The sequence below is a fragment of the Mycolicibacterium arabiense genome (genome assembly GCF_010731815.2).
Taxonomy (GTDB): Bacteria; Actinomycetota; Actinomycetes; order Mycobacteriales; family Mycobacteriaceae; genus Mycobacterium; species Mycobacterium arabiense.
In genome coordinates this window covers 4,204,585-4,229,735 of record NZ_AP022593.1, presented here as the reverse complement: position 1 = coordinate 4,229,735, position 25,151 = coordinate 4,204,585, and the positions used below count along the sequence as shown (strand labels likewise).

At 68.9% G+C, this 25,151-nt stretch carries 23 protein-coding genes and 1 tRNA gene; 16 read left to right on the top strand and 8 right to left on the bottom strand.

Annotation, left to right across the window (positions count from 1 at the left end):
- The first annotated feature begins 15 nt into the window (after positions 1-15).
- From G6N61_RS21955 to G6N61_RS21885, 15 genes are all read left to right on the top strand, one after another.
- Positions 16-1,815 carry an alpha/beta hydrolase gene (locus G6N61_RS21955; protein ID WP_163921024.1) on the top strand — a complete coding sequence of 600 codons (1,800 nt, stop codon included), beginning with the start codon at positions 16-18 and terminating at the stop codon, positions 1,813-1,815.
- A gap of 51 nt (positions 1,816-1,866) precedes the next feature.
- The gene (locus G6N61_RS21950; protein WP_163921022.1) at positions 1,867-2,562 is read left to right on the top strand and encodes a GAF domain-containing protein; all 696 of its coding nucleotides are present in this window, start codon (positions 1,867-1,869) and stop codon (positions 2,560-2,562) included.
- 164 nt (positions 2,563-2,726) lie between these two features.
- A complete protein-coding gene (locus tag G6N61_RS21945) occupies positions 2,727-4,211 on the top strand; it encodes a sugar transferase (RefSeq protein WP_163925011.1) in 1,485 nt (494 codons plus the stop codon).
- 8 nt (positions 4,212-4,219) lie between these two features.
- The gene (locus tag G6N61_RS21940; RefSeq protein ID WP_235887245.1) at positions 4,220-5,587 is read left to right on the top strand and encodes an O-antigen ligase family protein; all 1,368 of its coding nucleotides are present in this window, start codon (positions 4,220-4,222) and stop codon (positions 5,585-5,587) included.
- On the top strand, positions 5,497-6,552 hold the full coding sequence (locus G6N61_RS21935; RefSeq protein ID WP_163921018.1) for a glycosyltransferase: 1,056 nt from the start codon (positions 5,497-5,499) through the stop codon (positions 6,550-6,552). The genes G6N61_RS21940 and G6N61_RS21935 overlap by 91 nt, the downstream gene beginning before the upstream one ends.
- Positions 6,549-8,048, top strand: coding sequence for a flippase (locus tag G6N61_RS21930; RefSeq protein ID WP_163921012.1), 1,500 nt, complete (start codon positions 6,549-6,551; stop codon positions 8,046-8,048). The genes G6N61_RS21935 and G6N61_RS21930 overlap by 4 nt, the downstream gene beginning before the upstream one ends.
- Positions 8,045-9,127: a glycosyltransferase family 4 protein gene (locus G6N61_RS21925; RefSeq protein ID WP_163921009.1), complete on the top strand. Its 1,083-nt coding sequence runs from the start codon at positions 8,045-8,047 to the stop codon at positions 9,125-9,127. The genes G6N61_RS21930 and G6N61_RS21925 overlap by 4 nt, the downstream gene beginning before the upstream one ends.
- A complete protein-coding gene (locus G6N61_RS21920; protein WP_235887244.1) occupies positions 9,111-10,205 on the top strand; it encodes a glycoside hydrolase 5 family protein in 1,095 nt (364 codons plus the stop codon). Before G6N61_RS21925 ends, G6N61_RS21920 begins: the two co-directional genes overlap by 17 nt.
- Before the next feature lie 124 nt (positions 10,206-10,329).
- The gene (locus tag G6N61_RS21915; RefSeq protein WP_235887243.1) at positions 10,330-11,583 is read left to right on the top strand and encodes a YveK family protein; all 1,254 of its coding nucleotides are present in this window, start codon (positions 10,330-10,332) and stop codon (positions 11,581-11,583) included.
- The gene (locus G6N61_RS21910) at positions 11,573-12,682 is read left to right on the top strand and encodes a glycosyltransferase (RefSeq protein WP_163921006.1); all 1,110 of its coding nucleotides are present in this window, start codon (positions 11,573-11,575) and stop codon (positions 12,680-12,682) included. Before G6N61_RS21915 ends, G6N61_RS21910 begins: the two co-directional genes overlap by 11 nt.
- The gene (locus G6N61_RS21905) at positions 12,669-13,916 is read left to right on the top strand and encodes a hypothetical protein (protein ID WP_163921003.1); all 1,248 of its coding nucleotides are present in this window, start codon (positions 12,669-12,671) and stop codon (positions 13,914-13,916) included. Before G6N61_RS21910 ends, G6N61_RS21905 begins: the two co-directional genes overlap by 14 nt.
- Position 13,917: 1 nt before the next feature.
- Positions 13,918-15,117 carry a lipase family protein gene (locus tag G6N61_RS21900; protein WP_235887242.1) on the top strand — a complete coding sequence of 400 codons (1,200 nt, stop codon included), beginning with the start codon at positions 13,918-13,920 and terminating at the stop codon, positions 15,115-15,117.
- A gap of 92 nt (positions 15,118-15,209) precedes the next feature.
- Positions 15,210-15,968 carry an SDR family oxidoreductase gene (locus G6N61_RS21895; protein WP_163921000.1) on the top strand — a complete coding sequence of 253 codons (759 nt, stop codon included), beginning with the start codon at positions 15,210-15,212 and terminating at the stop codon, positions 15,966-15,968.
- Between the two features lie 19 nt (positions 15,969-15,987).
- Entirely contained in the window at positions 15,988-16,833 is an 846-nt protein-coding gene (locus G6N61_RS21890) for an alpha/beta fold hydrolase (RefSeq protein ID WP_163920997.1), read from the top strand.
- A 339-nt stretch (positions 16,834-17,172) separates the two neighbouring features.
- Entirely contained in the window at positions 17,173-18,705 is a 1,533-nt protein-coding gene (locus G6N61_RS21885; RefSeq protein WP_163920994.1) for a hypothetical protein, read from the top strand.
- 100 nt (positions 18,706-18,805) lie between these two features.
- Here the strand turns inward: G6N61_RS21885 and G6N61_RS21880 are convergent.
- From G6N61_RS21880 to G6N61_RS21870, 3 genes are all read right to left on the bottom strand, one after another.
- Positions 18,806-18,896: transfer RNA gene (locus G6N61_RS21880), tRNA-Ser, on the bottom strand.
- Between the two features lie 106 nt (positions 18,897-19,002).
- The gene (locus tag G6N61_RS21875) at positions 19,003-19,455 is read right to left on the bottom strand and encodes a nucleoside deaminase (protein ID WP_163920991.1); all 453 of its coding nucleotides are present in this window, start codon (positions 19,453-19,455) and stop codon (positions 19,003-19,005) included.
- Positions 19,452-19,970, bottom strand: a complete 519-nt coding sequence (locus tag G6N61_RS21870) for a tRNA adenosine deaminase-associated protein (RefSeq protein ID WP_163920988.1) — start codon at positions 19,968-19,970, stop codon at positions 19,452-19,454. Before G6N61_RS21870 ends, G6N61_RS21875 begins: the two co-directional genes overlap by 4 nt.
- Positions 19,971-20,063: 93 nt before the next feature.
- Between G6N61_RS21870 and G6N61_RS21865 the strand changes: the two genes are divergently transcribed.
- The gene (locus tag G6N61_RS21865; protein ID WP_163920985.1) at positions 20,064-21,035 is read left to right on the top strand and encodes a prephenate dehydrogenase; all 972 of its coding nucleotides are present in this window, start codon (positions 20,064-20,066) and stop codon (positions 21,033-21,035) included.
- Here G6N61_RS21865 and G6N61_RS21860 read toward each other — a convergent pair.
- From G6N61_RS21860 to G6N61_RS21840, 5 genes are read right to left on the bottom strand one after another with little or no spacing between them, the layout of a single operon-like run.
- Positions 20,998-21,597 (bottom strand): putative glycolipid-binding domain-containing protein, encoded by a 600-nt coding sequence (locus G6N61_RS21860; protein WP_163920981.1) that lies wholly within the window; start codon positions 21,595-21,597, stop codon positions 20,998-21,000. The two genes, G6N61_RS21865 and G6N61_RS21860, sit on opposite strands and share 38 nt — an antisense overlap.
- Complete coding sequence (locus G6N61_RS21855; protein ID WP_163920978.1) at positions 21,594-22,388, bottom strand: ABC transporter permease; 795 nt, start codon at positions 22,386-22,388, stop codon at positions 21,594-21,596. The genes G6N61_RS21860 and G6N61_RS21855 overlap by 4 nt, the downstream gene beginning before the upstream one ends.
- Complete coding sequence (locus tag G6N61_RS21850; protein ID WP_163920975.1) at positions 22,385-23,044, bottom strand: ABC transporter permease; 660 nt, start codon at positions 23,042-23,044, stop codon at positions 22,385-22,387. Before G6N61_RS21850 ends, G6N61_RS21855 begins: the two co-directional genes overlap by 4 nt.
- Positions 23,041-24,159, bottom strand: a complete 1,119-nt coding sequence (locus G6N61_RS21845; protein WP_163920972.1) for an ABC transporter ATP-binding protein — start codon at positions 24,157-24,159, stop codon at positions 23,041-23,043. The genes G6N61_RS21850 and G6N61_RS21845 overlap by 4 nt, the downstream gene beginning before the upstream one ends.
- Positions 24,160-24,196: 37 nt before the next feature.
- Positions 24,197-25,147, bottom strand: coding sequence for an ABC transporter substrate-binding protein (locus tag G6N61_RS21840; RefSeq protein ID WP_163920969.1), 951 nt, complete (start codon positions 25,145-25,147; stop codon positions 24,197-24,199).
- Positions 25,148-25,151: the final 4 nt, after the last annotated feature.

Sequence of the window (25,151 nt, the reverse complement as noted above, 5' to 3'; positions counted from 1 at the left end):
TGCCAGGATCGGGCCGTGACGGGGAGGCCAAAGGGGGTCGGCGTGGAGCAGTTGTCGGCATGGATGGGCGCAGGGCTCGTCACGGCGGGCCTGTCGGCGGCGATGCTCGCCGGTGCCGGCGTGGCGATGGCCGACACCGATGGCAAGTCGAGCGGCTCGGACGGAACGTCGTCAGCGAGCACGTCGGCTGGTTCGACGGCCGGTTCGTCGGCTGGTTCGTCGGCGCCGAAGACTTCCGATTCGGACACCGCGACCAAACCAGACCCGAAGCCGGATCCGAAGGATTCCGAACCCGCCGAGGCCGAGCCCGAGCCCGAGGCCGGCACCGGCACCGACACCGACGTCGAGCCCGAAGCCCCCACGCCCGAGCCCTCGCCCGAAGAGCCCGCGCCCACGCCCGAGAACGACGTCGACGCCCCGACGCCGGACACACCGAAGAACGACTCGACTCCCCCGGCGGACCCCACAGCTCCCGCCACGAAGCCCGACTCGGTCGTCGCACCGCCGCGGGTCATCGAGCCCGATCCGGTGACGTCACCAAGTGATGACACCGCCGACACTGACGCCCCCGCCACGCCCGAGCAGACCACCGGCATCGTGACACCCGTTGGCGCGCAGTCGGTCACGGACACCACTACGGCTCCGGCAGCCCGGATCACCCAGTCGATCACGGCGGTGACGCCGCCGGCCCCGCCGTCGCTGCTCGACGTCGTGGGCTCGGTGATCGCAGCCGTCGTGGTCAACGTCGGGTCGCTCGTGATCAACACGTTGCAGGCGCTCGAGGCACTCGTCCAGGGCCCGCCGGTGCTGCCGCCGGGCAGCACCGTCACCGTGCGGAGTTCCACGATCGAGCTGAACACCGGGCAACGCGTCGCCGCGAACTGGTACTACCCGCAAGGGGACGTGCCGCCGACGCGAATGATTCTGCTGCAGCATGGATTCCTCGCGCAGGGGCCGATGTACAGCTACACCGCGGCGAACCTGGCTGCCCGCACGAACAGCATCGTGGTGACGCCAACGCTGCCGTCGAACGTGTTCGCCGGTGACGACGCCTGGCTCGGCGGATCGGGCATGGCGTCGGCGATTGCGGACCTGTTCGTCGGCGACCGTGTCGCGCTCACCGAGAGCGCCATCGCAGCCGGATATGCGACGCGCTACGGCCTGAATCCCGAAACGGCGGCGCTGCCAACCAAGTTCGCGATGGCAGGCCACTCACTGGGCGGCCACCTGGTCGCGGGAGCCGCAGGGTTCCTCGCCGAGAACGGCGCCGCCCGCGAACTGGTCGGCGTCATCACGCTCGATGGCGTGCCGCTGGGAACGACCATGCCCGACGCCCTGGTCAAGCTCGACGCCTACGAGTTGGCGTCCGGGCACTACGTACCGATCCGCGAGATCGGCGCACCCGCCAACTACCTCAACTCGTCGAGCAACGTGAAGCAAGCGCTGTCGGCAGCACGACCCGGCCGCTTCAACGGCGTCGTACTCAACGGCGGCGTGCACATGGACTCGATGCAGGGCGGCAACCCCCTCATCCAGTTCGCCGCCTTCGTCGCCGCCGGGTTCCCGCAGCCACGGAACCCGGCTGCGGTGCAGGAACTCGCCGTCAGCTGGCTCGACGACTGGTTCGACGGTCGGACGGACGTCGGTGACGACCTGACGCCCGGTACGACGATCAGCATCCCGACTCCCAAGGGGATTGCGCGCGGCGTCGTGATCGGCAAGGCACCTGCGTTCGCCGAGATCCTGGAGTTCGCCCCGTCGGGTCCGGCGGCAGTTCCAGCAACCGACGCCCCACTCACCCGGCTAACTGCCTGAGGATCGGCGGGCTGCGCACCAGAGCGCGCTGAGCGGTCGTATGTTGTCCCCATGGCTGACATACCCGGCTTCGACGATCGACTCGACCGCGCGCTGCGGGCGCAGGCCGCCCGCGCGGGCGAATCGATCGACGTCTACGTGCAACGCGCGGTCGCGGCGCGGTTGCGCAACGACCTCGAGTCCTCCGGTGACCCGGAGTACGCAGTCCTGCTCGACCTGCTGAGCCGCATCGCCGACGACGCGGTGACCGTCAACGTCTCGGGCCTCCATCCAGTGCTCGATGACCCGGTCCGCCTGCAGGCGCTGCGGGACACCGGCCTGCTCGACTCAGACGCGGACCCGTCGTACGACCAGATCGTGTCGATGGCCGTCGAAGCACTCGGTGTGTCTGCCGCGGCAGTCTCACTGGTCGACGATCATCGCCAGTTCTTCAAGAGCGTGCTCGGTTTACCGGAGGGGGTGCGGGAGACCCCGATGTCCCGCTCGGTGTGCCGTTACGCCGTCGCCACCGGAGAGCCGCTGGTGGTCGAGGACGCCCGCACCCATCCCATGCTGCACGACCACCCTGCCGTCACCGATGGCACTTTGGTTTCCTACGCGGGCATCCCACTTATCGATCCGGCGGGCCTGGCCATCGGCACCTTGTGCGTGTGGGACGACAAGCCGCACCAGTGGAGTACCAGCCACGTACAGATCCTGGACGACCTCGCACACATCGTGAGCGAACGCGTCTTCTCCGCGAAATAGCGCTTCTCGGTGCGTTATTCACCGCTTACGTAAATGAAACGATGCCTCACTGACTACGTGTGTTCGCAATTCGCGAGCAAACTGCCGCATGATCTTCATGGGTACGGGGTAGTTTCATCCTCGTGAATGGCTGTGTGAGGTAGGTCACCGTGGCTACGCCCGTAATGTCACCCCGCGCCGGCGTCCGGCTCCCGGCCGCCGTGCCCAAGCCCGAAGCCGTCCGGCGGTCGTTGCCCGACCTGCTCCGTCGCGACCCGTTGCACACGGTCGTCACGGTCGTCATCGACGTGGCGGCAGCCGTGGTAGCCGTCGCCGCCGCACTGGCGCTGGGCCGCGGCACTGAGACCCAAGCGCTGGTCGGAGCACTCCCTTGGCTGTTCGTGCCAATGGTTCTCGCGCTATTGGCTTCGCATGCGATGTACCGCCGTAGCCTGCGCCGGAACTTCCTCGACGAAATCGGACCGGTCGAGACGTCCGTTGCGCTGGCGACGCTGGTGCTGCTGACGATCATGCTGGCGGCCGGATCGCAGGGCAGGCCCGGCGAGGTCGTGGCCCGGATTTGGGTGTGCGCGGCGGTGCTGTTGCCCACCGCGCGCCTCGTCCGCGCCGTCCTGCAACGCACGTTGCGGCAGCGTTTTCGCTCGGCTGCCCCCACTCTCGTCATTGGCGACGGACCCATATCGCACCAAATAATTAGTCGAATGCAGCAAATGCCCGAATACGGTTTGCTGCCGGTGGGCATCTTGCGCGCAAGTTCCTACGTTCCGCGTGAACGAGAGGATCTGCCGGATTTCCTGAACGTCCCCCACCTCGGTGCCCCACTCGACCTCGAGGACGTCGCTCGCGCCACGCACGCGGAGGAACTGATCGTCGGATTCTGCGACGACGTGCACTTCGACGACATCGTCGGGGCCGTCCGCGCCGCACAACGCCTCGGCATGCGGGTCTGGGTCGTGCCGCGACTGCACGACGCGGTCGGCAACCGGGCGCGCGTCGAACACCTCGGCGGTCTGCCCCTGCTGGTCCTGCCGCACGTCAACCCGCTCGGCTGGCAGTTCTGGGTCAAGGGTTTCTTCGACAGAGTCCTCACCACCCTCGGGCTGATCCTGATCTCGCCGATCTTCCTCGGGCTGGCGCTGCTGGTGCGCCTCAGTTCGCCCGGCCCGATCTTCTTCAAGCAGAAGCGCGTTGGCCGCGACGGCAAGGTCTTCGACTGCTACAAGTTCCGCTCGATGCGACCGCCACGGGAATCCGACGCGGCGTTCGAGTTGAAGTCGGGCGCCGCACCCGGCGGGGTCGAGGGAATCGACCGCCGCACCCGAATCGGCAAGATCATGCGGCAGACGTCGCTCGACGAACTGCCGCAGCTGCTCAATGTCATCAAGGGCGACATGAGCCTCGTGGGCCCCCGACCCGAGCGGCCCGAGTTCGTCGCACTGTTCGAGGCCCAGATCCGCCGCTACGGCGAACGTCACCGCGTGAAGGCCGGCGTGACCGGATGGGCGCAGGTGCACGGACTGCGCGGTCAGACGTCCATCGCCGACCGCGCCGAGTGGGACAACTACTACATCGAGAACTGGTCGATCTGGCTCGACGTCAAGATCCTGTTCCTCACCGTGCGCGCGGTGCTCAAGCGCGCCGAGGACTGAGTGCCGCCGTGACGCTGCCCGTGCTGCTCGTCCTGGGCACGGTCGCGACCGCGATCGCGATGTTCACCACCGCCGCGATCTACCGCAGACCGCAACGCGGACTGCTGATCCTGGCCGCCCTCACACCGCTGCACGGCCTGCTGGGCATCCTCCCACTGCCCGGCATCGCGGCGGGCTGGAAGGAAGGCCTGCTGATCCTCACCGCGGTCTGCGCGTGGCTGCGGCGCGCCCGCACGCCCGTACCCCACCGCCGAGCGCCCCTGCACGTGCCCTGGTGGCCTGCCGCCGCACTCTGGCTGGTCGTCGGAAGCGTCTCTGCGATCGTGGTCTTCGGCTGGTTCGGCCTATTCGCCATCAAGGTGACGTTCTTCTTCATCGCCGTCGTGGCCGTCATGTGGTTCGCCCCGTTCGACGCCCGCGACCGCGACCACTTCGTCAGCATCCTGATGGGGATGGCGGTACTCGCGTCCTTCGTCGGCATCGGCCAATTGATCGTAGGACCCGGCACTTTGGTTTCACTCGGTTACGAGTACGGCCGTGAGGTCAGGACCTCGGGCGGACTGCTCAGAACGTTCAGCACGTTCGTCCAGCCGTTCCCGTTCGGGCTGTACGTGATGCTGGCGCTGCTCGTCGGCGGCGCAGTCGCGCTCGCCGAGCCCTGGCGCCGGCGCAACCTGGCATTCCTGTCGCTGTCGCCGATCATGGTCGTGGCGATGGCGAGTTCCATCGTCCGCGCCGCCATCCTCGGCCTCGTCGTCGGCATGCTGTGGCTGGCAGTGCTGAGATTCCGCTCGCTGTTCCTGCCGCTGGCGGTGGGCGCCGTGGCCGTCGCCGTGGTCATCCCGTTCGTGCCGTCCATCTCCAGGGTGTTCCTGTCCTCGAGCAGCCTCGGGGAACGGGGCGCCGGGTGGAGCGACATCATCGACAGCATCCTCGTGCACCCGGTGGGTCTTGGTCTCGGTGCGAGTGGTGCTGCGGCGGATCGGATGTCGACCGCGCAGGGCGTGACGTTCAGCGGCGTGTCGACGAACTATCAGCCGGACAACTACTACGTGAAGATGCTGCTCGAACTCGGCCCGGTCGGGCTGTGGCTGGTGCTGGCGATCTTCATCACCGCGGTGACCTGGACGACCCGTCTCGCGTGGACGCTACCCGGCCGCGACGGTGCGCTCGCGCTCGGCATCAGCGCATCGCTGATCGCCGGCATGGTGGCCAGCCTGGTCGCCACCTACCTCGAGATCTTCCCGATCGACGTCTACTTCTGGCTCTTCTTGGGGGTGATTGGATGCGCAGCAGCGCAGCACGATGCGTCTACGGAGCGCTCGCTCTCCGGCCCGGCGGCAGCGGGGTACAGACCTACATCCGCGAGTACCTGAGAGAGGTCCCCGCGCTCCTGCCCGACGCCGAGATCGCCGCCGTCGTGCAGCGCGACGCCGTCGACGACTTGCCCGGCGAGGTGCGCCCCGTAACCCGACCGGTGTCCTCCGGCGCCGTCCGTGCCGTCCTCGGCAGCTTTCCGACGTTCTCCTGCCAGGCCTTTCATGCCTTGGACGTCGATCTGCCCGTCGCGACCCATGCCTTCACGATCGCCACCGTGCACGACCTCTCGGTGTTCGACATGCCATCGGCCTCCACCAGGTTCCGCGCGGCAGGCGAGCGGCGTCTCGTCAGCCATGCGCTGCGGAAGGCAGACCTGCTGCTCGCGGTGTCACAGTTCACCGCCGAACGCATCAAGGCGATCAGCGGCCGCGACTCCACCGTGGTCGAACTGGCTCCCGCGTGCTGGGCACGGCCACCCGAGGCCCGCCAGATCGCCGCGGTGCGTGCGAAATATGGTCTACCCAACCGGTTCGTCCTCCAGGTGGGCACGGTGGAGCCGCGTAAGGACGTGGCGCTGGTCGCCGAGGCTGCAGCGGCACTCGACGTGCCCTGCGTGCTCGCGGGCGCCGGATCCACCGGACCCGCCGCACCTCGCACGGCGGTCGGGCTGGGCTACGTCGACGTCGAAGACCTTCCCGCGCTGTACCACATGGCCACGATCACGGCCTACGCCTCGAAGTACGAGGGGTTCGGACTGCCCCCCGTGGAGGCGATGGCGTGCGGTGCGGCCGTAGTGGCCAGTGCGGTGGGCGCACTGCCACAGGTAGTGGGTGACGGTGCCGTCCTGCCGAAGTCGTCGCGCCTGGCCGACTGGGTCGCGGCGATGCGTCCGCTGCTGTGCGACCCCGCCGCGCGGGACGATCTGCGCGCCAAGGCCTTGCAGGCCGCCGCGACGATGACGTGGCACCGGACCACGGAACTGTCCATCAAGGCCTGCCGCGATGCCGGGGCGCCACTGTGACCGACGACCCGATCGCCGAGGGCGCCGAACCCGTCACCGACTACCGCGAGGTCGCCGCCGATCCTCGGGCTGCCGCACGCGCCACGATGATGGTCCTGGCCAGCCGCGTCGTCGTGGCCGCACTCGGCTGGGTGGGCAGCGTGGTCGTCGCCCGCTCCCTCTCCTCGGAGGAATGGGGTCAGTTCAGCTTCGTCTTCGCGCTGCTCGGCGTCATGTCGATCGTCACCGACCTCGGCGTCGGCCGCGTGGTGCTCGCCCACCTGATCGGTGCCGATCGCGACGAGATCGCCCGCACCGCATCGTCGTTCATCGCCCTGCGTACCGTGCTCGGCTTGGTGGGCTACGTCTTCGCCGTCGGTTACGTGGTATTGCTGCGCTACCCCACCGAGGTCGTGGTGGCCACCGCCGTGGCGGGCCTCGTGGTGGTGCTGGCCACGCCGAGCCATGCGCTGACGGTGCTGTTCCAGAGCAGACACCGGATGTCGCTGGTCGCCGTTGCCGAAGGTCTCGGGCAGGTGTTGCAACTCGCGCTCACCATTGCGGCAGCGGTCTTCGCTCCGGCACTGCTGATCTTCGTGCTGCCCGTGGTCGCCAACGAGCTGTTCAAGCTCGTGGTCAAGGGCTTCGGCGTGACCCGCGAATCCGTCGGCATCTCACCGTCGCGTCACCTGGACCCCCGGCGCTGGAAACCCATGCTGGTCGAGGCCGTTCCGCTGGCGATCGGCTTCGCGCTCACCGTCGCGATGATGAAGATCGACATCCTGATGCTGAGCCTGATGGACACCTACGACGCCGTCGGCCTCTACTCGATCGGCTACAAGTTCTCCGACGTCATCGACACCTTCGCGCTTGCTGCGGCCGCGCCGATCAGCACGCTGCTGGTGGCCGCCTGGCCGGCGGATCTCGACGCCTTCCGGGAGCGGACGCGCACCGCGGCAACGTTGTTCGGCCTCGGCGGCGCCGTGTGCGTGGTGGCGTTCTGGCCGTCCGCCGAGCCGCTCATCCGCCTCCTGTACGGCGAACGCTTCGCACCATCGGCGTCGGCCGCCCGCCTGCTGGTGGTCGGGGCCGCACTCACCGCCCTGATCATCCTCGGCATCTTCCTGCTCACCGCCGCGGGCAAGCAGCGCAGCTACCCGTGGGTCGCGGTGGTGGGCCTCACCGTCAACGTCGCGCTCAACCTGATCCTGATCCCGCGGCTGTCCTACGACGGCGCGGCGATCTCGACGGTGGTCACGTGGGCCGTGGCCGTGACGCTGCTATGGGTCGTCATCCACCGCACGATGCCCGTCGGTGGCCTGCTGCCGCTGCGACAGCTCGCGGTGCTCGTCGCACTCGTCGTGGTGCTGTCGGCGGCGGGCACCGCCGTGGTCGACCGTCTTCCCGGGCTGTGGCCGCTGGTGTCCGTGGTAGCGGTGGCCGTCCTGGTCGGTCTGGCCTATGCACTGCGCCTGCTCGTCGGAGTCCCCCTGCCGATGCGGAGGAAGTCGACATGACCGCGTCGCCGCTGCTGTTCGTCGCGCACACCGGCAACGTGTCTGGAGCGGAGAAGGTTCTGCTGCACCTCGTCGCGGCGGCGGTCGGCGAAGGACGGCCCGTCACGGTCGCCTGCCCGACCGGCCCGCTAGCCGAACGGCTGCCCGAAGCAGTGGCGCACGTCGAGCTGCCGCCGCTGGGTCTCGGCGGCGAGTCGGGCGTCGCCCGCGTCGTAGGCGCGGGGCGGCTGCTGGGACGCTGGATGCGGGCGGGCCGGATCCTGCGGCCGCTGATCCGTCGCCGCGAAACCGTCACCATCGTCAACTCCCTGTTCGCGCTGCCCGCGGTCCGCGTCGGCGGCGGCCGTTCCAGCGCGTCCTGGCTGGTGCACGACACGGTCGTGAACGGCAAGCAGCGGGCCGTCACGACCATCGGCAAGCCCGCCATCCGCAAGGCCGTCGCGGTGTCCGAAGCCACCGCGGACCCGTTGCGCACCATGGGCTTTCCCGTCGTCGTGGCACACAACGGCGTACCGTGGCCCGTACCCCGCCTGGGCGGCGATCTGCACTCGCCGCCGGTGGTCGGCATGCTCGCCCTGCTGACGCCATGGAAGGGCCACCGCGTCCTGCTCGATGCCGTCGCGCGGCTGCCGCACGTCGAACTCGAGCTGGCAGGCGGCAGCTTTCCCGGCGACGCGGGCTACGTCGCCGAACTCGAAGCGCGGGCCACCGCACCCGATCTGGCGGGGCGGGTGCGCTTCCTCGGTCACGTCGACCCGGCGGCCGCGATGGCAGGGTGGGACGTCGTGGTGTCCGCCAGCGTGCTCCCCGAAGCCGGTCCGCTCAACGTCCTCGAGGCGATGTCCCACGGACTGCCCGTGGTGGGCAGCGACCACGGCGGCACCAGCGAGTTCCTTGCAGGCGGTGCGGGTGTGCCCTACCCGGCCGGAGATGCGGCGGCGCTCGCGGCGGCAATTCAACGGGTGCTCGACGACGCCGAACTGCGCCGCTCGGTGGGCGACGCGGCGCGGGCGTACGTCGCCGCGCACCACGACGTCAACGCGACCATTCCGGCGATGCTGCATGCGCTGGCGTCCTGAGATCCGGCGCATGGCGCTGGCACTCGGTGTCGTGCTGACGATGGTCGTCGGCCTCGAGCTGCTGAACGTCGCGCGGGCCGACGACGCCTCCGACTGCGGCGCCGCCACTGCCAAGGGACGCGTCGGGGCCGCCCAGGGCTCCGACGTCTTGACCATGTCCGACGACGACCTGGCGACGCTGCTCGATCGCGTCACGGCGGCGGGGATGTGGTCGATGCGCATCGACGTCGACTGGACCCGTGTCGAACCCCGGCAGGGCAGCATGGACTGGTCCGACGTCGACAGGGTGGTCGACGCGGTCAGCGGCCGCGGCCTCTGTCCGCTCGGCCTCGTCACCTACGCGCCCGACTGGGCCTCCGACCACCCGGACGCCAGCGGCGGGTACTTCGCGCCGACCGATCCCGAGTCCTTCGCGGCGTTCGCGGGCGCGGCGGCGCGGCGCTACGGATCCCGCATCTCGGTGTGGGAGGTCTGGAACGAGCCCAACACCGTCAACTACTTCAAGCCCAAGCCCGACCCCGCCCGGTACGGCCTGTTGCTCGCCGCCGCCAGCCGCGCGATCAAGGCCGTCGATTCGGACGCGACGATCCTCTCGGGCGGCCTGGCACCGGCCGAGGACAATGGTCGGGACATCGCGCCCCTGACCTTCCTGCGGGGGATGTACGCCAACGGCTCGAACCGGTACTTCGACGCGTTCGCGATCCACCCATACAGCTACCCCGCACTGCCCGACGATCCCAGCACGGCGGCATGGAACACCGCGCAGCGGATGTGGGACATGCGCACCGTGATGGTCGACGGCGGCGACTCGTCGAAGACGGTGTGGATCACCGAGTGCGGTGCACCGACCGGAACCGGCCGACGCGCGGTGACCGACGCCGTACAGGCCGACACGCTGCGCCAGTTGCTCGCGGTCGCGGAGAACACGCCGTGGATAGGCGCCGCCTACGTGTACGGCATGCGCGACAGTGGATCCGACGCCGCCGACACCGAACAGAACTTCGGCATCCTGCGGCGCGACTTCACTCCGAAGCCCGCCTACGACGTGGTCCGCGGATTCGGGGAGGCGGGCGCGTGAGAGTTTGCGAACCGATCCGTGCGGTTAGCCATATCCCGCGGACGATCTCGGTAGCATCGGGATCCCACGTCGACGACACCTCGGGCCGCAACACTGCACCCGGGCAACCGAAGGAGTCCGGTTGGTGACCGTGGAGGACCCGGTGCACCGGGGTGACGTACCGCCGCCCGTCGACCTGGCAGGACACCTGCGCGAATTCGCACGCGCACTGGTGCCCGCACTCGTCGTGGCGCTGCTCGTCGGCGGACTCGTCTTCGCCTTGCGAACGACGTTCGCCGAGAGGGAATATGCCGCCAATCTGGTCACCGAGATCACGCCATCGGGTGAACTGGTGCCCGGCGACGCGTTCGTCGAGCAGATGCGTGCACCGTTCATGGGTCTCGCCCAGGACACCACGGTGCTCGACCAGGTGCTCTCCGAGGTGGACACCGACTGGGACGCACAGACCCTGAGCGAGCACGTCGAACTGTCCAAGGGACCGGCGCCACAGATCCTGATCTTCACCGCGACGGCCGATTCACCCGAACTCGCCGAGCAGATCGCCCGTTCCATGGTCGTGACGGTCAGCCAGGCCGCGTTCGCCAACCACAGTCGCGAGATCAGCGCGCAGCTCGACCAGATCCAGGCGACCATCGGTGCCGAGGAGGCGCGCAACGCGACGCTGCTGCCCGAGGACCCGGCCAGGCCCGAGTCGGACCGTCAACTCGCCGAACTGCGAGGACAATTGGCGACGTTGCAGAATTCTGGCGGCGACACGCTGACGCTGCTGGCGAGCCCAGCCCAGGACACGTCGCCGGTGTCGCCTCAACCCGTGTCCGAAGGACTCGTCGCCGGTGTGGTGACGCTGATCGTCGTCGCCGAACTGATCGTGGCGTGGCGCAGCCGGATCGGCAAGAGACCCAACCGAACCTGGGCGAGGCGGGTCGCCCGCCGCTACGGCGCACACTTCGACCCGTCCACGGTGCCCGCGGGCGAACTCGACCCGCTGACGTCGGCCAAGTTGGTGCAGGCGATCCGCGACGGCAGACCCGCACTGCTGCTCGTCGGCGAACATGCCGCCGCACCACCGTCTCTCACCTCGGCGCGGGATGCCGACCGCGGCCGCTTCCGCACGCTCTTCGACGCGCCACTGGCCAGCCCGTGGTGGCAGCGGGTCAACGCCGGGGCCGCGGGCACCGCCGTCGTGGTGGTGTCGGTCACCGGAACCGATCGCGCGGCGGCCGAACGCGCACTGCGCCAGTTGGCGAACCTGCACGTGCCGCGAAACCTGGTGCTGCAGCGCGCGGGCCGGCACGACCGGCGTCGCGCGAAGAGCGCCCCCGCGGCGTCCCCGACCGAGAACACCGAACTGAATCAGGCCAACCACCATGACCGCTGAGCGCATCGCCATCGTCCACGAACGCTTCACGGAAGTGGCCGGGTCCGAGCACGTCGTCGAGCAGCTGGCGCTGCAGTGGCCCGGCGCCGAGGTGTACGCCAGCATCGTCCGGCCCGAAGGCGTCTCCCCCGGGCTGAGCCGGCCGCCGAACGCGACGTGGCTCAACCCGATCTACCGCCGGGTGTTGCGGGAGAAGTCCTACGCACCGGTGATGCCGTTGATGCCGAGCGCATTTCGACGACTCCCGATCGGTGACGTGCAGGCCGTGATCGCCAGCCATCACGCCTTCGCCACCCAGTCGGTGTTCGCGACCGACGCCCCGGTCATCGCCTACGTGCACAGCCCGGCCCGCTGGGCGTGGGATGCCTCGCTGCGCGCGGGTGAGGGCGGCGGAGCCCTGGGTGCGGCCATCCTGACCGGACTGGCGGCCATCGCCCGCCGCGGCGAGACCAAGGCCGCCCCACGGCTGCACACCGTCGTCGCGAATTCCTCGGCGGTGGCACAACGCATCTCGGAGTGGTGGAACCGCGAGGCCGTGGTGGTGCATCCGCCCGTCGACACCCAGGGGTTCACGCCCGACCCCGGCATCGAACGCGAGGACTTCTTCCTGCTCGCCGGCCGACTGGTGGCCTACAAACGGCCCGACCTGGCGATCGAGGCAGCGCGGCTCGCCGACGTTCCCCTGGTGGTCGCCGGTGACGGGCGCGCGATGAAGACGTGTCGGGAGATCGCCGGGCCGAAGACGACGTTCCTCGGCCGGGTCTCACACGATCGATTGCTGGATCTGCACCGCCGTACCCGTGCCCTGTTGATGCCCGGGGTCGAGGACTTCGGCATCGTGCCCGTCGAATCGATGGCAACCGGTACACCGGTGATCGCCCTCGACGAAGGCGGTGCCGTCGACACCGTCGTGCCGGGCGTCACCGGACTGCACGTGGCCAAGGGTTCGGACCGGCAGGTCGCCGAGGGCTTCGCCTCCGCCATGCGCGATTTCGACCCGTCGCAGTTCGATGCGACGCGAATCCGCGCCTGGGCGGAGGGCTTCTCCCGCGACACCTTCCGTCGACGCATGCAAGAGGTCGTCGATGCCACCGTCTGACCGCTGGTACCGCTCGACGGTGCTCGACCGGGCGCTCGCCCCGAGTCGCACCGTGGCCACCGTGGGTCCGGTGGCTGGCCTCGACGTCGACCGGGCGCGCGCCGTACTGGCGGCAGCGGGGGCACACCCGCGTGCTCGACTCGCGCTGCAGCCGTCGCCGACCGATCGAAAGTGGGCCAGCGACAACGGCGTCGGTGAGCGGGTGCACCGCCGCGACGACCTGCCGACCGCGGACCTGGGTGCACTGTTGACCACGGTTCGGCACCAACCGGGCCCGCAGCGACCACTCGACGCGTTGCTCACCGGCGACCACGTCGTGGTGGACTACTCGCACGGGGTCGGCGATGGACAGTTGGGCGTGGCACTGCTGTCGGCGCTGAGCGGCGAAGTCGACGATGCGCGGTCGGGGTCACTGGCACAGGGTCTTCCACCCGGTGCCACGCGGCGTGCGGTGACGCGGCACTTGCGCGCTCACCCCGGGGCGATGCGCGACATCGCCCGCCTGCGCTCCGAGAACAAGACCGACGCCGGCGATCGGCCCACCCGGTCGATCGAGCGCTGGCAGGACCACAACCGAAGCGCCACTGCGTATCTGCCGCCTGCGGCGGTGGCCGAGGTGCGGTCCTGGACCAAGGCGAACGCGCCCGGCGCCACCACCGCCTCGGTCACCGTCGCACTCTGGCGGGCAGCGCTGCGGGCGACCGGGGCCCAGATCGACGACCGGTTCATGATGCTGATGAACTGCAGGCGCTACCTCGCGCCCGAGTTCCAGCAGTCGCAGGGCAATTTCGCGGTGGCCATGCCGATGCGCCTACCGTGGTCCGCATCCCCCGCGGAGGTCGCCGCCCTGGTGCGTCGCGTCTACGACTCCGGATGGCCGCTCGTGGTGCTGCTGATGGCCGAGGCCAAGTCTCTGGTCGGCAGGGGCGAGACGGGTCTACCGCCGACGACGTACGACGCGTCCGGCCGAATTCGCCTGTCGGTCAGCGATCTCGGTCGGCTGTCGACCTTCGATCACGTGACGTGGGCGCCTGGCGAACGCCCTCCCCAACTGGCCGCGTACCTGGAGCCCGACGGACCGGATGCCGTCACCCTGCTCGTCAGTGAACTCGCAGGCGGGCGCACCTTCACCGCGACGTTCTGCAGCGCGGTCGTCGAGCCCGACCTCGTCGACGCGGCGCTGACCCGGATGTGCAGTGATCCGCTGGGCACACTGCTGACCGTCAAGCACTGACGTGACCGGCCACGCGGGCAGGCGCCACGGCCGGTCGATGACCGCGCTGCTGCTCGCGCTGGCGCTGGCCCTGTCGGGCTGCGCCTCCGAGCCGTCACCCGAGACAGCGCCGTCCGCCGCACCGATCGGGGCACGCGGAACCCTGCTCGGCGAACCGAGCCCGCTGCCCGTCTTCCCCGCACTAGACCGGTTGTCGCAGCGCGCCATCAAGGTTCGCTACCAATCCACGTCGGGGATCGACGGGTCTGCCGCGACGGTGTCGGGCGTCGTGTTCGTGCCCAACGGCGATCCACCCGAGGGCGGCTGGCCGGTGGCCTCGATAGGTCATCCGACGGCCGGGCTCGGCAGCAGCTGCGCACCGTCGTCCTACCCCGGGTTGATGGGCAACGCGGGTACCGTCGCGGCATTTCTGACGTTCGGCTTCCTGGTCACGATGTCGGACTACGAGGGCCTGGGCACGCCTGGTCCGCATCCCTACCTCGAACCGAAGTCGGCCGCATACAACGTGATCGACGCGGTACGGGCCGCGCGGGAAGTCGTACCCGAGGCCTCGACCTCGTGGGTGGGGTACGGCGTCTCGCAAGGTGGACAGGCGGTCTGGGCGGCCAACGAGCTGGCCACCGAATACGGCTCGGGCCTGAACCTGGTCGGCTCGATCAGCGTCGCGGCTCCCACCGACCTGCGGCCGCTGGTCGACGCGATGGTCGACGGCACTCTCACCGTCGAGCAGCGCGTCCTGATGCCGAGCATCCTGCGCGGACTTCGGGCTGCTCACCCCGAACTGCGCATCGAGGACTACCTGCACGGCACCATGCTCGAACGGATGAACGCGTTCGCCGGATGCGAGAACGAGAACTCCGAGGTGAAGGGGTTGATCGCTCAGGCAGCGCCGGCGAGTGACTTCACGCCGTCCAGCCCGGAGGCGGCAGAAGTGCTACGACGCATCCTCGGTGGCGACGCGCTGCCCCAGCGGCGGGCGAGCGCACCCATGCTGGTGGCCTACGGCGACGAGGATCGGGTCGTGCTGCCGGCATGGACCGCGGCGGCCGTCGCGCGTGCGTGCGGGATGGGCGACGTCGTCGACACGGTGGTGGCGCCGGGCCAGGGCCACGGTCAGTTGGATCTCGGCGCCGTGCCTGCCGAGTGGACCAAGGCGAGGTTCGCCGGCCTACCTCCGACGAGCACGTGTCCGCCACCCTGACGTGACACTTTCTACCGGCCATGTAAGGCAATCCTTGGTCGACGCTCTAGTGTGACGGTCAACAGTCCCGCGATCCTCGAGGATGGTCTTCAGTGAGTGGTGAACAAGCCGGACTCCGTCTACTCGTCGTCGGAGCCTCGTCGGGTATCGGGCACGCCGTTGCGACCAGCGCGGCGTCTCAGGGCGCCAAGGTGGCAGTCGCCGCGCGGCGAATGGACCTGCTGAACGAACTCGCGACGGCCATCGGTGGGTTCGCATTCGAACTCGACGTGGCCGACTCCGCCTCGATCGGTCCGGTCGTCGATGCGGCCGCCGAGGCGCTCGGCGGGCTCGACGCCGTGGTGTTCACCAGCACCGTCATCCCGTTCGCCCACATCGAGGACACCGACGTCGTGACGTGGGTGCACGCGTTCAGCGTCAACACCGTCGGCGCCAACAACGTGCTGCGCGCAGCGTTGCCGCACCTGTCGGAGGACGGCGTCGTGCTGGTCGCCTCCAACAACGACGTCGGCCGCCCCCGGGCGGGCGTCGCGGCCTACGGTGCGAGCAAGGCCGCACTCGACGAGATCCTGCTCGCCTGGCGCAACGAGCATCCCGAGCTGTCCATCGTCCGTGTCGGGATCGGCCCGACGCAGGACACCGAGATCCTCCGCGGCGCCGACCGGGAACTGCTGTCCCAGTTGATGAAGTCGTGGGTGGAGCACGGTCAGTTGCCCGAGCAGATGTCTCAGCTACAGGACGTGGCGAACACTCTGGTGTCGCTGGTGATGGCGGCGGTGGCGAACCCCAGCGTGGTGCCGGAGGTCGTGCAGTTGGCGCCGCGCATCCGTCGGGGCGTCAAGCGCCCATAGGTTCGGCAGAATTGGCGGCGTGACGACCTACCGCACCGTCGACGTCGACGGCATCGACGTCTTCTACCGCGAGGCCGGGCCCGCGGATGCTCCGGTGCTGCTCCTCCTGCACGGCTTCCCCTTGTCGTCCCGGATGTGGCAGCCGCTGATGGACCGGCTCGCCGACCGGTTCCGGCTCATCGCCCCGGACTACCCGGGCTTCGGGCACAGCTCGTGGCCAACGGACTTCGAGTACACCTTCGACCACGTCGCCGGCGTCGTCGAGCGGTTCACCGAGGTAATCGGTCTCGAGCGTTACGCGCTGGTGGTGCAGGACTACGGCGGGCCCGTGGGAATGCGGCTGGCGGTCCGCCGACCCGAACGCGTGCGCGCTCTGGTCGTGCAGAACGCGGTCAGTCACGAAGACGGCCTCGGACCCCTCTGGGAGACGCGCCGGGCGTTCTGGGCCGACAGGGCCGCCCACGAAGATGCGTTGCGAGCCAACTTCTTCTCCCCCGCGGCAACGCGTCAGCGTCACGTCGGCAACAGTCCACGTCAGCAGGGCTACGACCCCGACCTGTGGACCGACGAGCTCGCATTCTTGAATCAGCCTGGGCAGCAGGACATTCAGACCGACCTGTTCTACGACTACCGCACCAACGTCGCGTCGTACCCGGCGTGGCAGCAGTGGTTGCGCGACACTCAGCCGCCGCTGCTGGTGGTGTGGGGCCGCTACGACCCGTCGTTCCGGATCGAAGAGGTCGCGGCCTATCAGTGCGACGTTCCAGCCGCCGAGGCACACGTCATCGACGCGGGCCACTTCCCGCTCGACGAGCAACCGGATCTCGTCGCACGGCTCACGGGTGACTTCCTCGGGCGACTCTGAGTGCGCCTCGCGGGTTCGCCCGCACCGAGCACGGTGTGGGCTCCTTCATTTTGCCGAGTGACCTAGGACACCCGTGCGGGCACCGCGTGCGACCGGGTTGAGCCACGACGCTGCGTGACGCGCGCGTAATTTTTGGGCGCGGAGAAGCGGATCGGCGACGCGTCCGCTTCCTGTGAGGCTTCACCTGCATGGACCCCGCCCGACCCCTCTGCTCAAGATCAAGTGGTTCGCCGACAAGGGTCGCCTTAGTTAGGCAAGGCGTACCTATTGTTTATTAGGTAACCCTCAGCTAATCTTCACGGGCCACTTAGGTAACCCACCCGCACCACAGGAGACACCGTGCAATTTGCCCTACCTGCCGACTCGCCGGCCGGCGACTACTCGCCGAGCCGCACGACGCCGACCAGCCGCACCAAGATGATGGTGGCCAGCGTCGCAATGGCGAGCGCAGGCGCTCTCGTCGTCACACCCGTGACGCCGGCGCTGCCCGAACTCGTCCAGCAGCGTGCCGTCGAACTCGCGGCCGTCGCCAACCCGTTGGTCACGCTGCAGCAGACGATCGCCAACACGTTCAACAACCTGGGCGCATTGACCACGGCCTCGGCGGCTGCGACGACGAACGCGACCGCGGCACTGACCAATCCGGCGGTGTACCAGCAGATCGCGAACTTCATCGCGGCCAACGCCACCAACCCGGGCCCACTGCTGTCGCAGCTCGCCAACTTCCAGGCGAACTTCGGTTCGATCATCAGCACGGGCACCGCGGCCTCGAACGCCGCCCTTCAGCAGTCGCTGGAGCTGCTGCCCGCCACCCTGACGAACGCGTTCAACTTCTTGCGCACCGGCCAGTTCGTCGAGGCGTTCAGCGAGCTGAACATCTACTTCCTGGTGCGGTTGATCGAGCGTCCCGGCAACCCGCTGGTGCCGCTGTTCAACATCCCCGGTGACATCGCGGCCGCGCTGCCGGGCGGGCAGATCGTCGCGAACGTGCTGGACTCGCTGCTCACCCGCGGCGTGTTCTCGGGCCTGACCCGCGCCCTGTTCGTCGCGCCGATCACGGCGACCCTGCAGACCGCCGAGATCCTCGACGCCGTGCGCGCCGCGGTCGTCGTGGGCGACTTCGGAACGGCGATCAACGAACTGATCAACATGCCGATCAGGGTGGCCAACGCCTTCGTCAACGGCTACGTGCCGAACTTCCCGACGCGGTCGTTGTTCCAGGGATTGCTCAGCCCCAACGGTCCGCTGGACTACTTCCTGGTGGACCTGCCCAACGCGATCTTCACCGCGCTGAACGCCTCGGTGGCCCCGCCCGTCACGCCGACGGTCACCACCGCAGCGCTGACGACGACGTCGCCGACCGACATCCCCGCGGCCACCGCGTCCCTGATCTCGATCGAGGCACCAGCCCCCGACGCGGCCGAGGCCGTACCGGCGGCCGACGCGACCGAGGCAACGGAGACCGGCACCGCCGCACCTGCCGCCGAGACCCCGGACGTCGAGACCCCCGCCGTCGAGCCGGTTGCCGTCGAAACCCCCGAGGTCGAGACGCCTGCCGCTGAGACCCCGGACGTCGAGACCCCGGCCGTCACACCGGTTTCCACCGAGACCGAGACCGAGACGGGTAGCAACAAGCCCACCAGCACCTGGGGCAGTGACAAGTCCGACACCACCTCGGGTTCGGACGCCGGCACGGGCACCTCGGGCAGCACCGGCGGCAGCACCGCCGGCGGCAACGCGTCGGGTGGCACCGCCACCTCGGGCAGCGACGCCACGGGCAGCGACGCCTCCGGCAACGATTCCGGTAGCGCCTCCACGGACAGCGACAAGTCCGGCGGCAGCGACTCCGGCAGCTCGGGTGGCGACGAGTAAGCACGGAACGAAGTGACGAACGGCCCCCTCGGCGACGAGGGGGCCGTTCTTCTTTGGCGAAAGAAAACCGCCCCTGACTGCCGTGGCAGCGGGGCGATTATGGCGGTGGCGGAGGGATTTGAACCCTCGGACGGGGGTTACCCGTCACACGCTTTCGAGGCGTGCTCCTTAGGCCGCTCGGACACGCCACCGTGTGGCAGCTTACCGGCAACCGCGCCGCGCCCCTAATCGCGCCCAGACTGCGGGGAGATCACTCCCGACGTTGATTTCGCGATCTGATAGCAGTCTCGGCGGGGGTCAGCGCATCCGCGCGAAGAACGCCTCCAGCGGCGCGGCGCACTCGGCCGCCAACACCCCACCCCGGACCTCCGGGCGATGGGTGAGCCGCCGGTCGCGGACCACGTCCCACAGCGAGCCGACCGCACCGGTCTTCGGCTCCCAGGCCCCGAACACCACCCGCGCCACGCGGGCCATCACCAGCGCGCCCGCGCACATCGTGCAGGGTTCGACGGTCACCGCCAGGGTCGTGCCCTCGAGTCGCCACCCGTCGCCCAGCGCCTTGGCCGCGGCACGCATCGCGATGATCTCCGCGTGGGCAGTCGGGTCACCCAGTTCCTCCCGGGCGTTGGCGGCCCGGGCCAATTCGACGCCGTCGGGACCGAACACGACCGCTCCGATCGGGACGTCGGCCGGCCCTGCCGCCGAGGCGGCCTCGAGCGCGACGCGTATCAAGCGCTCGTCGGTGCTCAACGGTCCAATTTGTCGAGCACCGCCGCCAGTTCGTCGGCGAAGCCCATCTCCTGGGCGATGCGGCCGAGCTGCTCGTCGGCATACTCGTCGTCGGAGAGGATGATGCTCAACACGCTGTCGGACAGTCCGAGGTCGGACAGCAGACCGAGGTCACCCTCCTCGAAGGGGTCCTCGTCCTCGAGGTCGTCGAGATCCATGTTCGCGTCGAGCTTGCGTAGCACCTCTTCGGCGATGTCGTAGTCCAGGGCCGCGGTGGCATCGGATAGGAACAGCCGAGTCCCCGCGGGTGCGGGCCGGACGATCACGAAGAACTCGTCGTCGATGTCGAGGAGTCCGAAAACCGCGCCGGCGCTGCGCATCTCGCGTAGCTCCGTTTCAGCGGCCTTGAGACTCGTCAACGCGGCGCGTTTCATCGACGTACAACGCCACTTGCCATCCTCGCGAACGACGGCGATACCGAAGCCGTCGGGGAGGTCTGCGGCCTGGTTCTGCGCCTGTGCACGCTGTGCTCCCATGAGCTAGACGCTAGTCCTCAACGACGCCCTTTGACCAGCGGTGAAGGCCAAGCCCTGCGCCACCTCGACGAGGCCGTATGCCAACCTAGATTCATGGGGAGTCCACGGAGCAGACCGCAGGTCTGCGTACTCGGCTTGGGATTGATCGGCGGATCACTGATGCGGGCCGCCAAGGCCAGCGGCTTGGACGCATTCGGCTACAACCGCTCGATGGACGGGGTCGAGGCCGCGCGCTTCGACGGCTTCGATGCCTCCAACTCGCTCGACGGCGTACTGGATCGTGCCGCCCAGGCCGACGCGTTGATCGTGCTGGCCGTGCCGATGCCCGCGCTACCCATCATGCTCGACCACATCCGCAGCACGGCGCCCGACTGCGCGCTGACCGACGTCACCAGCGTCAAAGGCGCTGTCCTACAGGCAGTGCGCAAGCACGGTCTCGCCGACCGCTTCGTCGGTGGACACCCGATGGCCGGCACGGCGCACTCCGGTTGGGCGGCGGGTGACGCCAAACTCTTCGTGGGCGCTCCGTGGGTGCTCAGCGTCGACGACGGCGTCGACCCGGCCGTGTGGGCGACGGTCATGCACCTGGCGTTGGCCTGCGGTTCCTTCGTGGTGCCCGCGCGGTCCGACGAGCACGACGCCGCCGCTGCCGCCATCTCGCACCTGCCGCACCTGCTGGCCGAGACGCTGGCCGCCACGGCAGGCCACGTCCCGCTCGCGTTCGCGCTGGCCGCCGGGTCCTTCCGCGACGGCACGCGGGTCGCGGCCACCGCACCGGACCTGGTGCGCGCGATGTGCGAGGCCAACTCCGAACAGCTGCTCGGGTCGTTGGACCAGGCCATCGACCTGCTGACCCGGGCACGCGCCAGCCTGGCCGGGTCGGGGTCGGTGGCCGAACTCGTCGAAACCGGCCATGCGGCCCGGATGCGCTACGACAGCTTCAGCAGGCCACAAATTCTGACGACGACGATCGGCGCCCCCGACTGGCGCGACGAACTCGCCGCAGCAGGCCGGGCCGGCGGGGTGATCAGATCCGCTCTGCCAGTCCTGGGTAGTCCAGGATGAAGCCGTCGTCGTCCACGCTGATGGCGGTGTTCGCCAACGGCGACGACAGTTCGATGGCGCCGTCGACACTCGCGTAACCAATGGTCTCGAGTTCGACGGTCAGGTCGGGCAGGCGGACGTAGACGACCGGCAGCGACACCGACTCGCCGCTGCGGTGCACACCGGTGCGGCGGATCGGCAGGGCGTTGAAGAACGGACTGAACGCCACGTCGACGTCCAGCGCGGTCTCGAACGCCGAGCGCTTCGTCTGATTCTGGTGGTCCTGGACCAGCCACATGTTCTCTTCGTCACGGGCGATCGACAGCTGGCGTTCGCGTTCGGCCAAGGTGACCGTGACCGACAGCCGCTTGGTAGCGCCTGCGTCGTTGGTGACGAGGTCGTACGACGCGCTGAACGCGGGATGCGTATCCGACGCGGCGGCGACGATGCGGCCATACGCCTTAATGCGGTTGCCCGACACTTGTACCCGGACCGACTCCATCCGGGTGCAGTCGTGGGCACGCCACGTCAGCACGGACGGCCAGGTACCTGGGGTCTCCTCGGAGCGGTCTGCTGCACTCACCCCTCTACCGTAGGCGACGGACCCTCGCGTTCGTAGCGGCCTGGTGAACTGGCTCCAGATCGAGACGAACTCGCGCTCGACAGGGCGATCTCGTCGCTCAGGAACGGCTGCGGCAGGTCGCCGGAACGGCGGAAGCGGTCGGCTCCCGGTTCGGCCGCCCACACCGCGAACGCCAGCAGCGCATCCAGGATGAGGGCCAGTGCGGTGACCATCAGCGCGCCGACGAGGGCCAGGTAGAACTCCCTGACCTTGATGCCGTCGATGAGGTATCTGCCGAGCCCGCCGAGGCTGGCGTACGCGGCGACGGTCGCGGTGGCGACGATCTGCAGCGTCGCCGTCCGGAGCCCGCTGAGGATGAGTGGCAGGGCGTTGCGCACCTCGACGCGCAGCAGCACCTGCATCTCGGTCATGCCCATCGATCGGGCGGCGTCCACCACCGAGCGGTCGACGTTGGCGATGCCGGAGTACGTGCCTGCCAGCAGTGGCGGGATGCCGAGCAGCATCAACGCGACGGTCGGCGGGATCAGCCCGAGACCCCACAGCAGCACGCCGAGCAGCAGGACGCCGAGCGTCGGTAGTGCGCGTAGTGCGTTCACACCGGTGACGACCAGGAAGGTGCCGCGCCCGGTGTGACCGATCACCATGCCGATCGGGATCGCTATGAGCGCCGAGAACACCACCGCGATGGCGGTGTACTCGAGGTGCTCGAGGATGCGGGCGCCGAGCCCGGCCGGGCCCGCCCAGTTCGCGGCGGTGAAGATGTACGACAGCGCCTGAGAGAGGAAGTTCACCGGGCACCCGCCTTCGCGGCGCGGTCGGTGCGCACCCACGGTGTGGCGAGCTTGCCTACCAGCATGATCAGCGTGTCGATGACGATCGCGAGCACGAAGATCGCGATGATGCCCGCGATGATCTGGTCGCTCTTGTCGGCCTGGTAGCCCTCGGTGAACCAGGTGCCGAGACCACCGATGCCGATCACCGAGCCGACCGACACCATCGAGATGTTGGTGACGGCGACGACCCGCAAGCTGGCGACGAGCACCGGAACGGCGAGCGGCAACTCCACCTTGAGGATTCGCTTGAGCGGCGTGTAACCGACGGCGGTGGCCGCGTCGAGCACGGCGGGCGGAAGCGCGTCGAGCGCCTCGGGCACCGCCCGCACCAGCAGGGCGACCGTGTACAGCGTCAGCGCCACGATGACGTTGGCCTGGTCGAGGATTCGAGTCGGGATGACGAGCGGCAGGACGACGAAGAGCGCAAGCGAGGGGATCGTGAAGATGATGCTCGCCGTCACCGTCGTGATCCGCCGCAGCGCCGTCGTCCGATGCACGAACGAACCCAGCGGGACCGCGATGACCAACCCGAGCAGCAGTGGAAGCAGCGACAACCACAGGTGGATGAGCGTCAGCTCCCACGCGTCGTCGAGATGGGTCAGCAGATAGTTCACGCGGTCTGCTCACCCCAGTGGTCGCGCGGGCGGTTCTTGAGCGCAGCGAGGACGTCGTCGGCCCGGACACCGCCGATCACCTGCTTGTTGGCGTCGACGGCCACCCCGAGGCCCGACGGCGACGACAGCGCAGCGTCGAGCGCCAGCCGCAGCGAACCACCCGGCACGAAGAGGGACCCACCGGCAATCGTGCTGTCGTACAGCGACTTTCCGTGCCGGTGCAGGCCCACGCCGCTGGCGTCGATCCATGCGTACGGCGACCCGTCCGGCCGGAGCACCAGGGCCCACTCGCCCGGCTTCAGGTCGAGTGCGTCCACACCGGGCTCATTGACGGTGCGCACGTCGTGCAGCGGGACGTCCCTGGCATCGGTGAACTGCAGGCCGCGGTAACCGCGATCGGCGCCGATGAAGCCGGCCACGTCGTCACTGGCCGGGTTCGACAGCAGCCGCGCGGGTGCGTCGTACTGCAGCAGCACGCCGCCCCGGCCGAACACCGCGACCCTGTCGCCGAGCTTGAGCGCCTCGTCGATGTCGTGGGTGACGAAGACGATCGTCTTGCGCAGTTCGCTCTGGAGCCGCAGGATCTCGGTCTGCAGTTCCTCGCGCACCACCGGGTCGACCGCGCTGAACGGCTCGTCCATCAACAGGATCGGCGGGTCGGCAGCGAGTGCGCGCGCCACGCCGACGCGCTGCTGCTGCCCACCCGACAGCTGCGCCGGGTACCGGTTGGCCAGCTTGGGGTCGAGCCCCACCCGCTCCATGACGTCGCGGGCGTTCTTGCGGGCGGTCCGCCGCGACTCGCCCATCAACACCGGGACCGTCGCCACGTTGTCGATCACCCGAAGGTGCGGCATCAGGCCTGCGCTCTGGATGACGTAGCCGATGCCGAGACGCAGCTTGACGGCGTCGACCTTGGTGACGTCGTTGCCGTCGACGGTCAGCGTGCCCGACGTGGGATCGATCATCCGGTTGATCATCCGCATGGACGTGGTCTTGCCACACCCCGATGGGCCGACGAACACCGTCAGGGTGCCCTCGGGCACCGTCAGGGTGAGGTCGTCCACGGCGACCGTGCCGTCGGGGTACGTCTTGGTGACGTTCTCGAAGGAGATCACGCGTTTACCCTCACTCTTCTGGTCTTCGCGCGAGCGCTCATCCGATCGCCTTGTCGAAGCCGTTGTCCTGCACCCACTTCTGTGCCGCCTCATCCGGGTCCATGCCACCGTTGCCCGACGTGGCGGTGTTCATCTCGATCAACGCCTCGGTGGTCAGCTTGGCCGATACGGCGTTGAGCACCGACTTCAGCTGGTTCGACATCTTCTGCGACGCCACCAGTGGCACGACGTTGGCAGCCAGGAAGTTGTTCTTCGGGTCCTCGAGGACCACCAGGTTGTTCTGCGGGATGGCCGGCGACGTGCTGAAGATGTCGGCGGCCGTCACCGTTCCGTCGACGAGCGCGCGGACCGTTGCCGGGCCGCCGCCGTCGCTGATGGAGACGAAGTTGGCCTGGGGGACGTCGAGGCCGTACTTGGCCTTCAGTCCCGGTAGGCCCTCGGCACGGCTGATGAACTCCGACGGCCCGCCGAACTTCACCTCGGGGGAGTACTTGGCGAGATCGCCGATCGTCTTGAGGTTCCACCGCTGTGCGGTCTCCGACGTCACCGCGACGGTGTCCTGGTCGTTGGCGGGCGACGGCGTCAGGATGGAGAGGTCGCCGGGGATCTTGTCGTAGAGCGCCAGCAGCACGGCCTGGGGGTCGGTGACCTCGTTCTCCTTGTCGAAGTACTGCAGCAGGTTGCCGGTGTACTCGGGGATCAGGTCGATCGAGTGGTCCTGCACCGCCGGGATGTAGGTCTCGCGACTGCCGATGCCGAACTGGCGGCTGATCTCGAAACCGTTGGCCTCCAGCGCCTGGGCGTAGATCTCGGCGATGATGTTCGACTCCGGAAAGTCCGCCGAGCCCACCTTGATCGACTTCAGGTCGCCGGATATCTCGCCCCCGCCTAGCGGATTCGAGCTTCCACAGGCAGACAGCAACAGCATCACGAGTGCGGCGAGGGCGATCGGCCCCCGGTAGCGCACTGCTCCTCGCGCCGACTTCATTACG

What these genes read in the sequence shown, in the direction of transcription:
- G6N61_RS21950 (WP_163921022.1), top strand. Translation starts at nt 1,867, where the DNA reads ATGGCTGACATACCCGGCTTCGACGATCGACTCGACCGCGCGCTGCGG.
- G6N61_RS21945 (WP_163925011.1), top strand. Translation starts at nt 2,727, where the DNA reads ATGTCACCCCGCGCCGGCGTCCGGCTCCCGGCCGCCGTGCCCAAGCCC.
- G6N61_RS21935 (WP_163921018.1), top strand. Translation starts at nt 5,497, where the DNA reads ATGCGCAGCAGCGCAGCACGATGCGTCTACGGAGCGCTCGCTCTCCGG.
- G6N61_RS21925 (WP_163921009.1), top strand. Translation starts at nt 8,045, where the DNA reads ATGACCGCGTCGCCGCTGCTGTTCGTCGCGCACACCGGCAACGTGTCT.
- G6N61_RS21920 (WP_235887244.1), top strand. Translation starts at nt 9,111, where the DNA reads ATGCGCTGGCGTCCTGAGATCCGGCGCATGGCGCTGGCACTCGGTGTC.
- G6N61_RS21910 (WP_163921006.1), top strand. Translation starts at nt 11,573, where the DNA reads ATGACCGCTGAGCGCATCGCCATCGTCCACGAACGCTTCACGGAAGTG.
- G6N61_RS21905 (WP_163921003.1), top strand. Translation starts at nt 12,669, where the DNA reads ATGCCACCGTCTGACCGCTGGTACCGCTCGACGGTGCTCGACCGGGCG.
- G6N61_RS21870 (WP_163920988.1), bottom strand. Translation starts at nt 19,970, where the DNA reads ATGGGAGCACAGCGTGCACAGGCGCAGAACCAGGCCGCAGACCTCCCC.
- G6N61_RS21865 (WP_163920985.1), top strand. Translation starts at nt 20,064, where the DNA reads ATGGGGAGTCCACGGAGCAGACCGCAGGTCTGCGTACTCGGCTTGGGA.
- G6N61_RS21840 (WP_163920969.1), bottom strand. Translation starts at nt 25,147, where the DNA reads ATGAAGTCGGCGCGAGGAGCAGTGCGCTACCGGGGGCCGATCGCCCTC.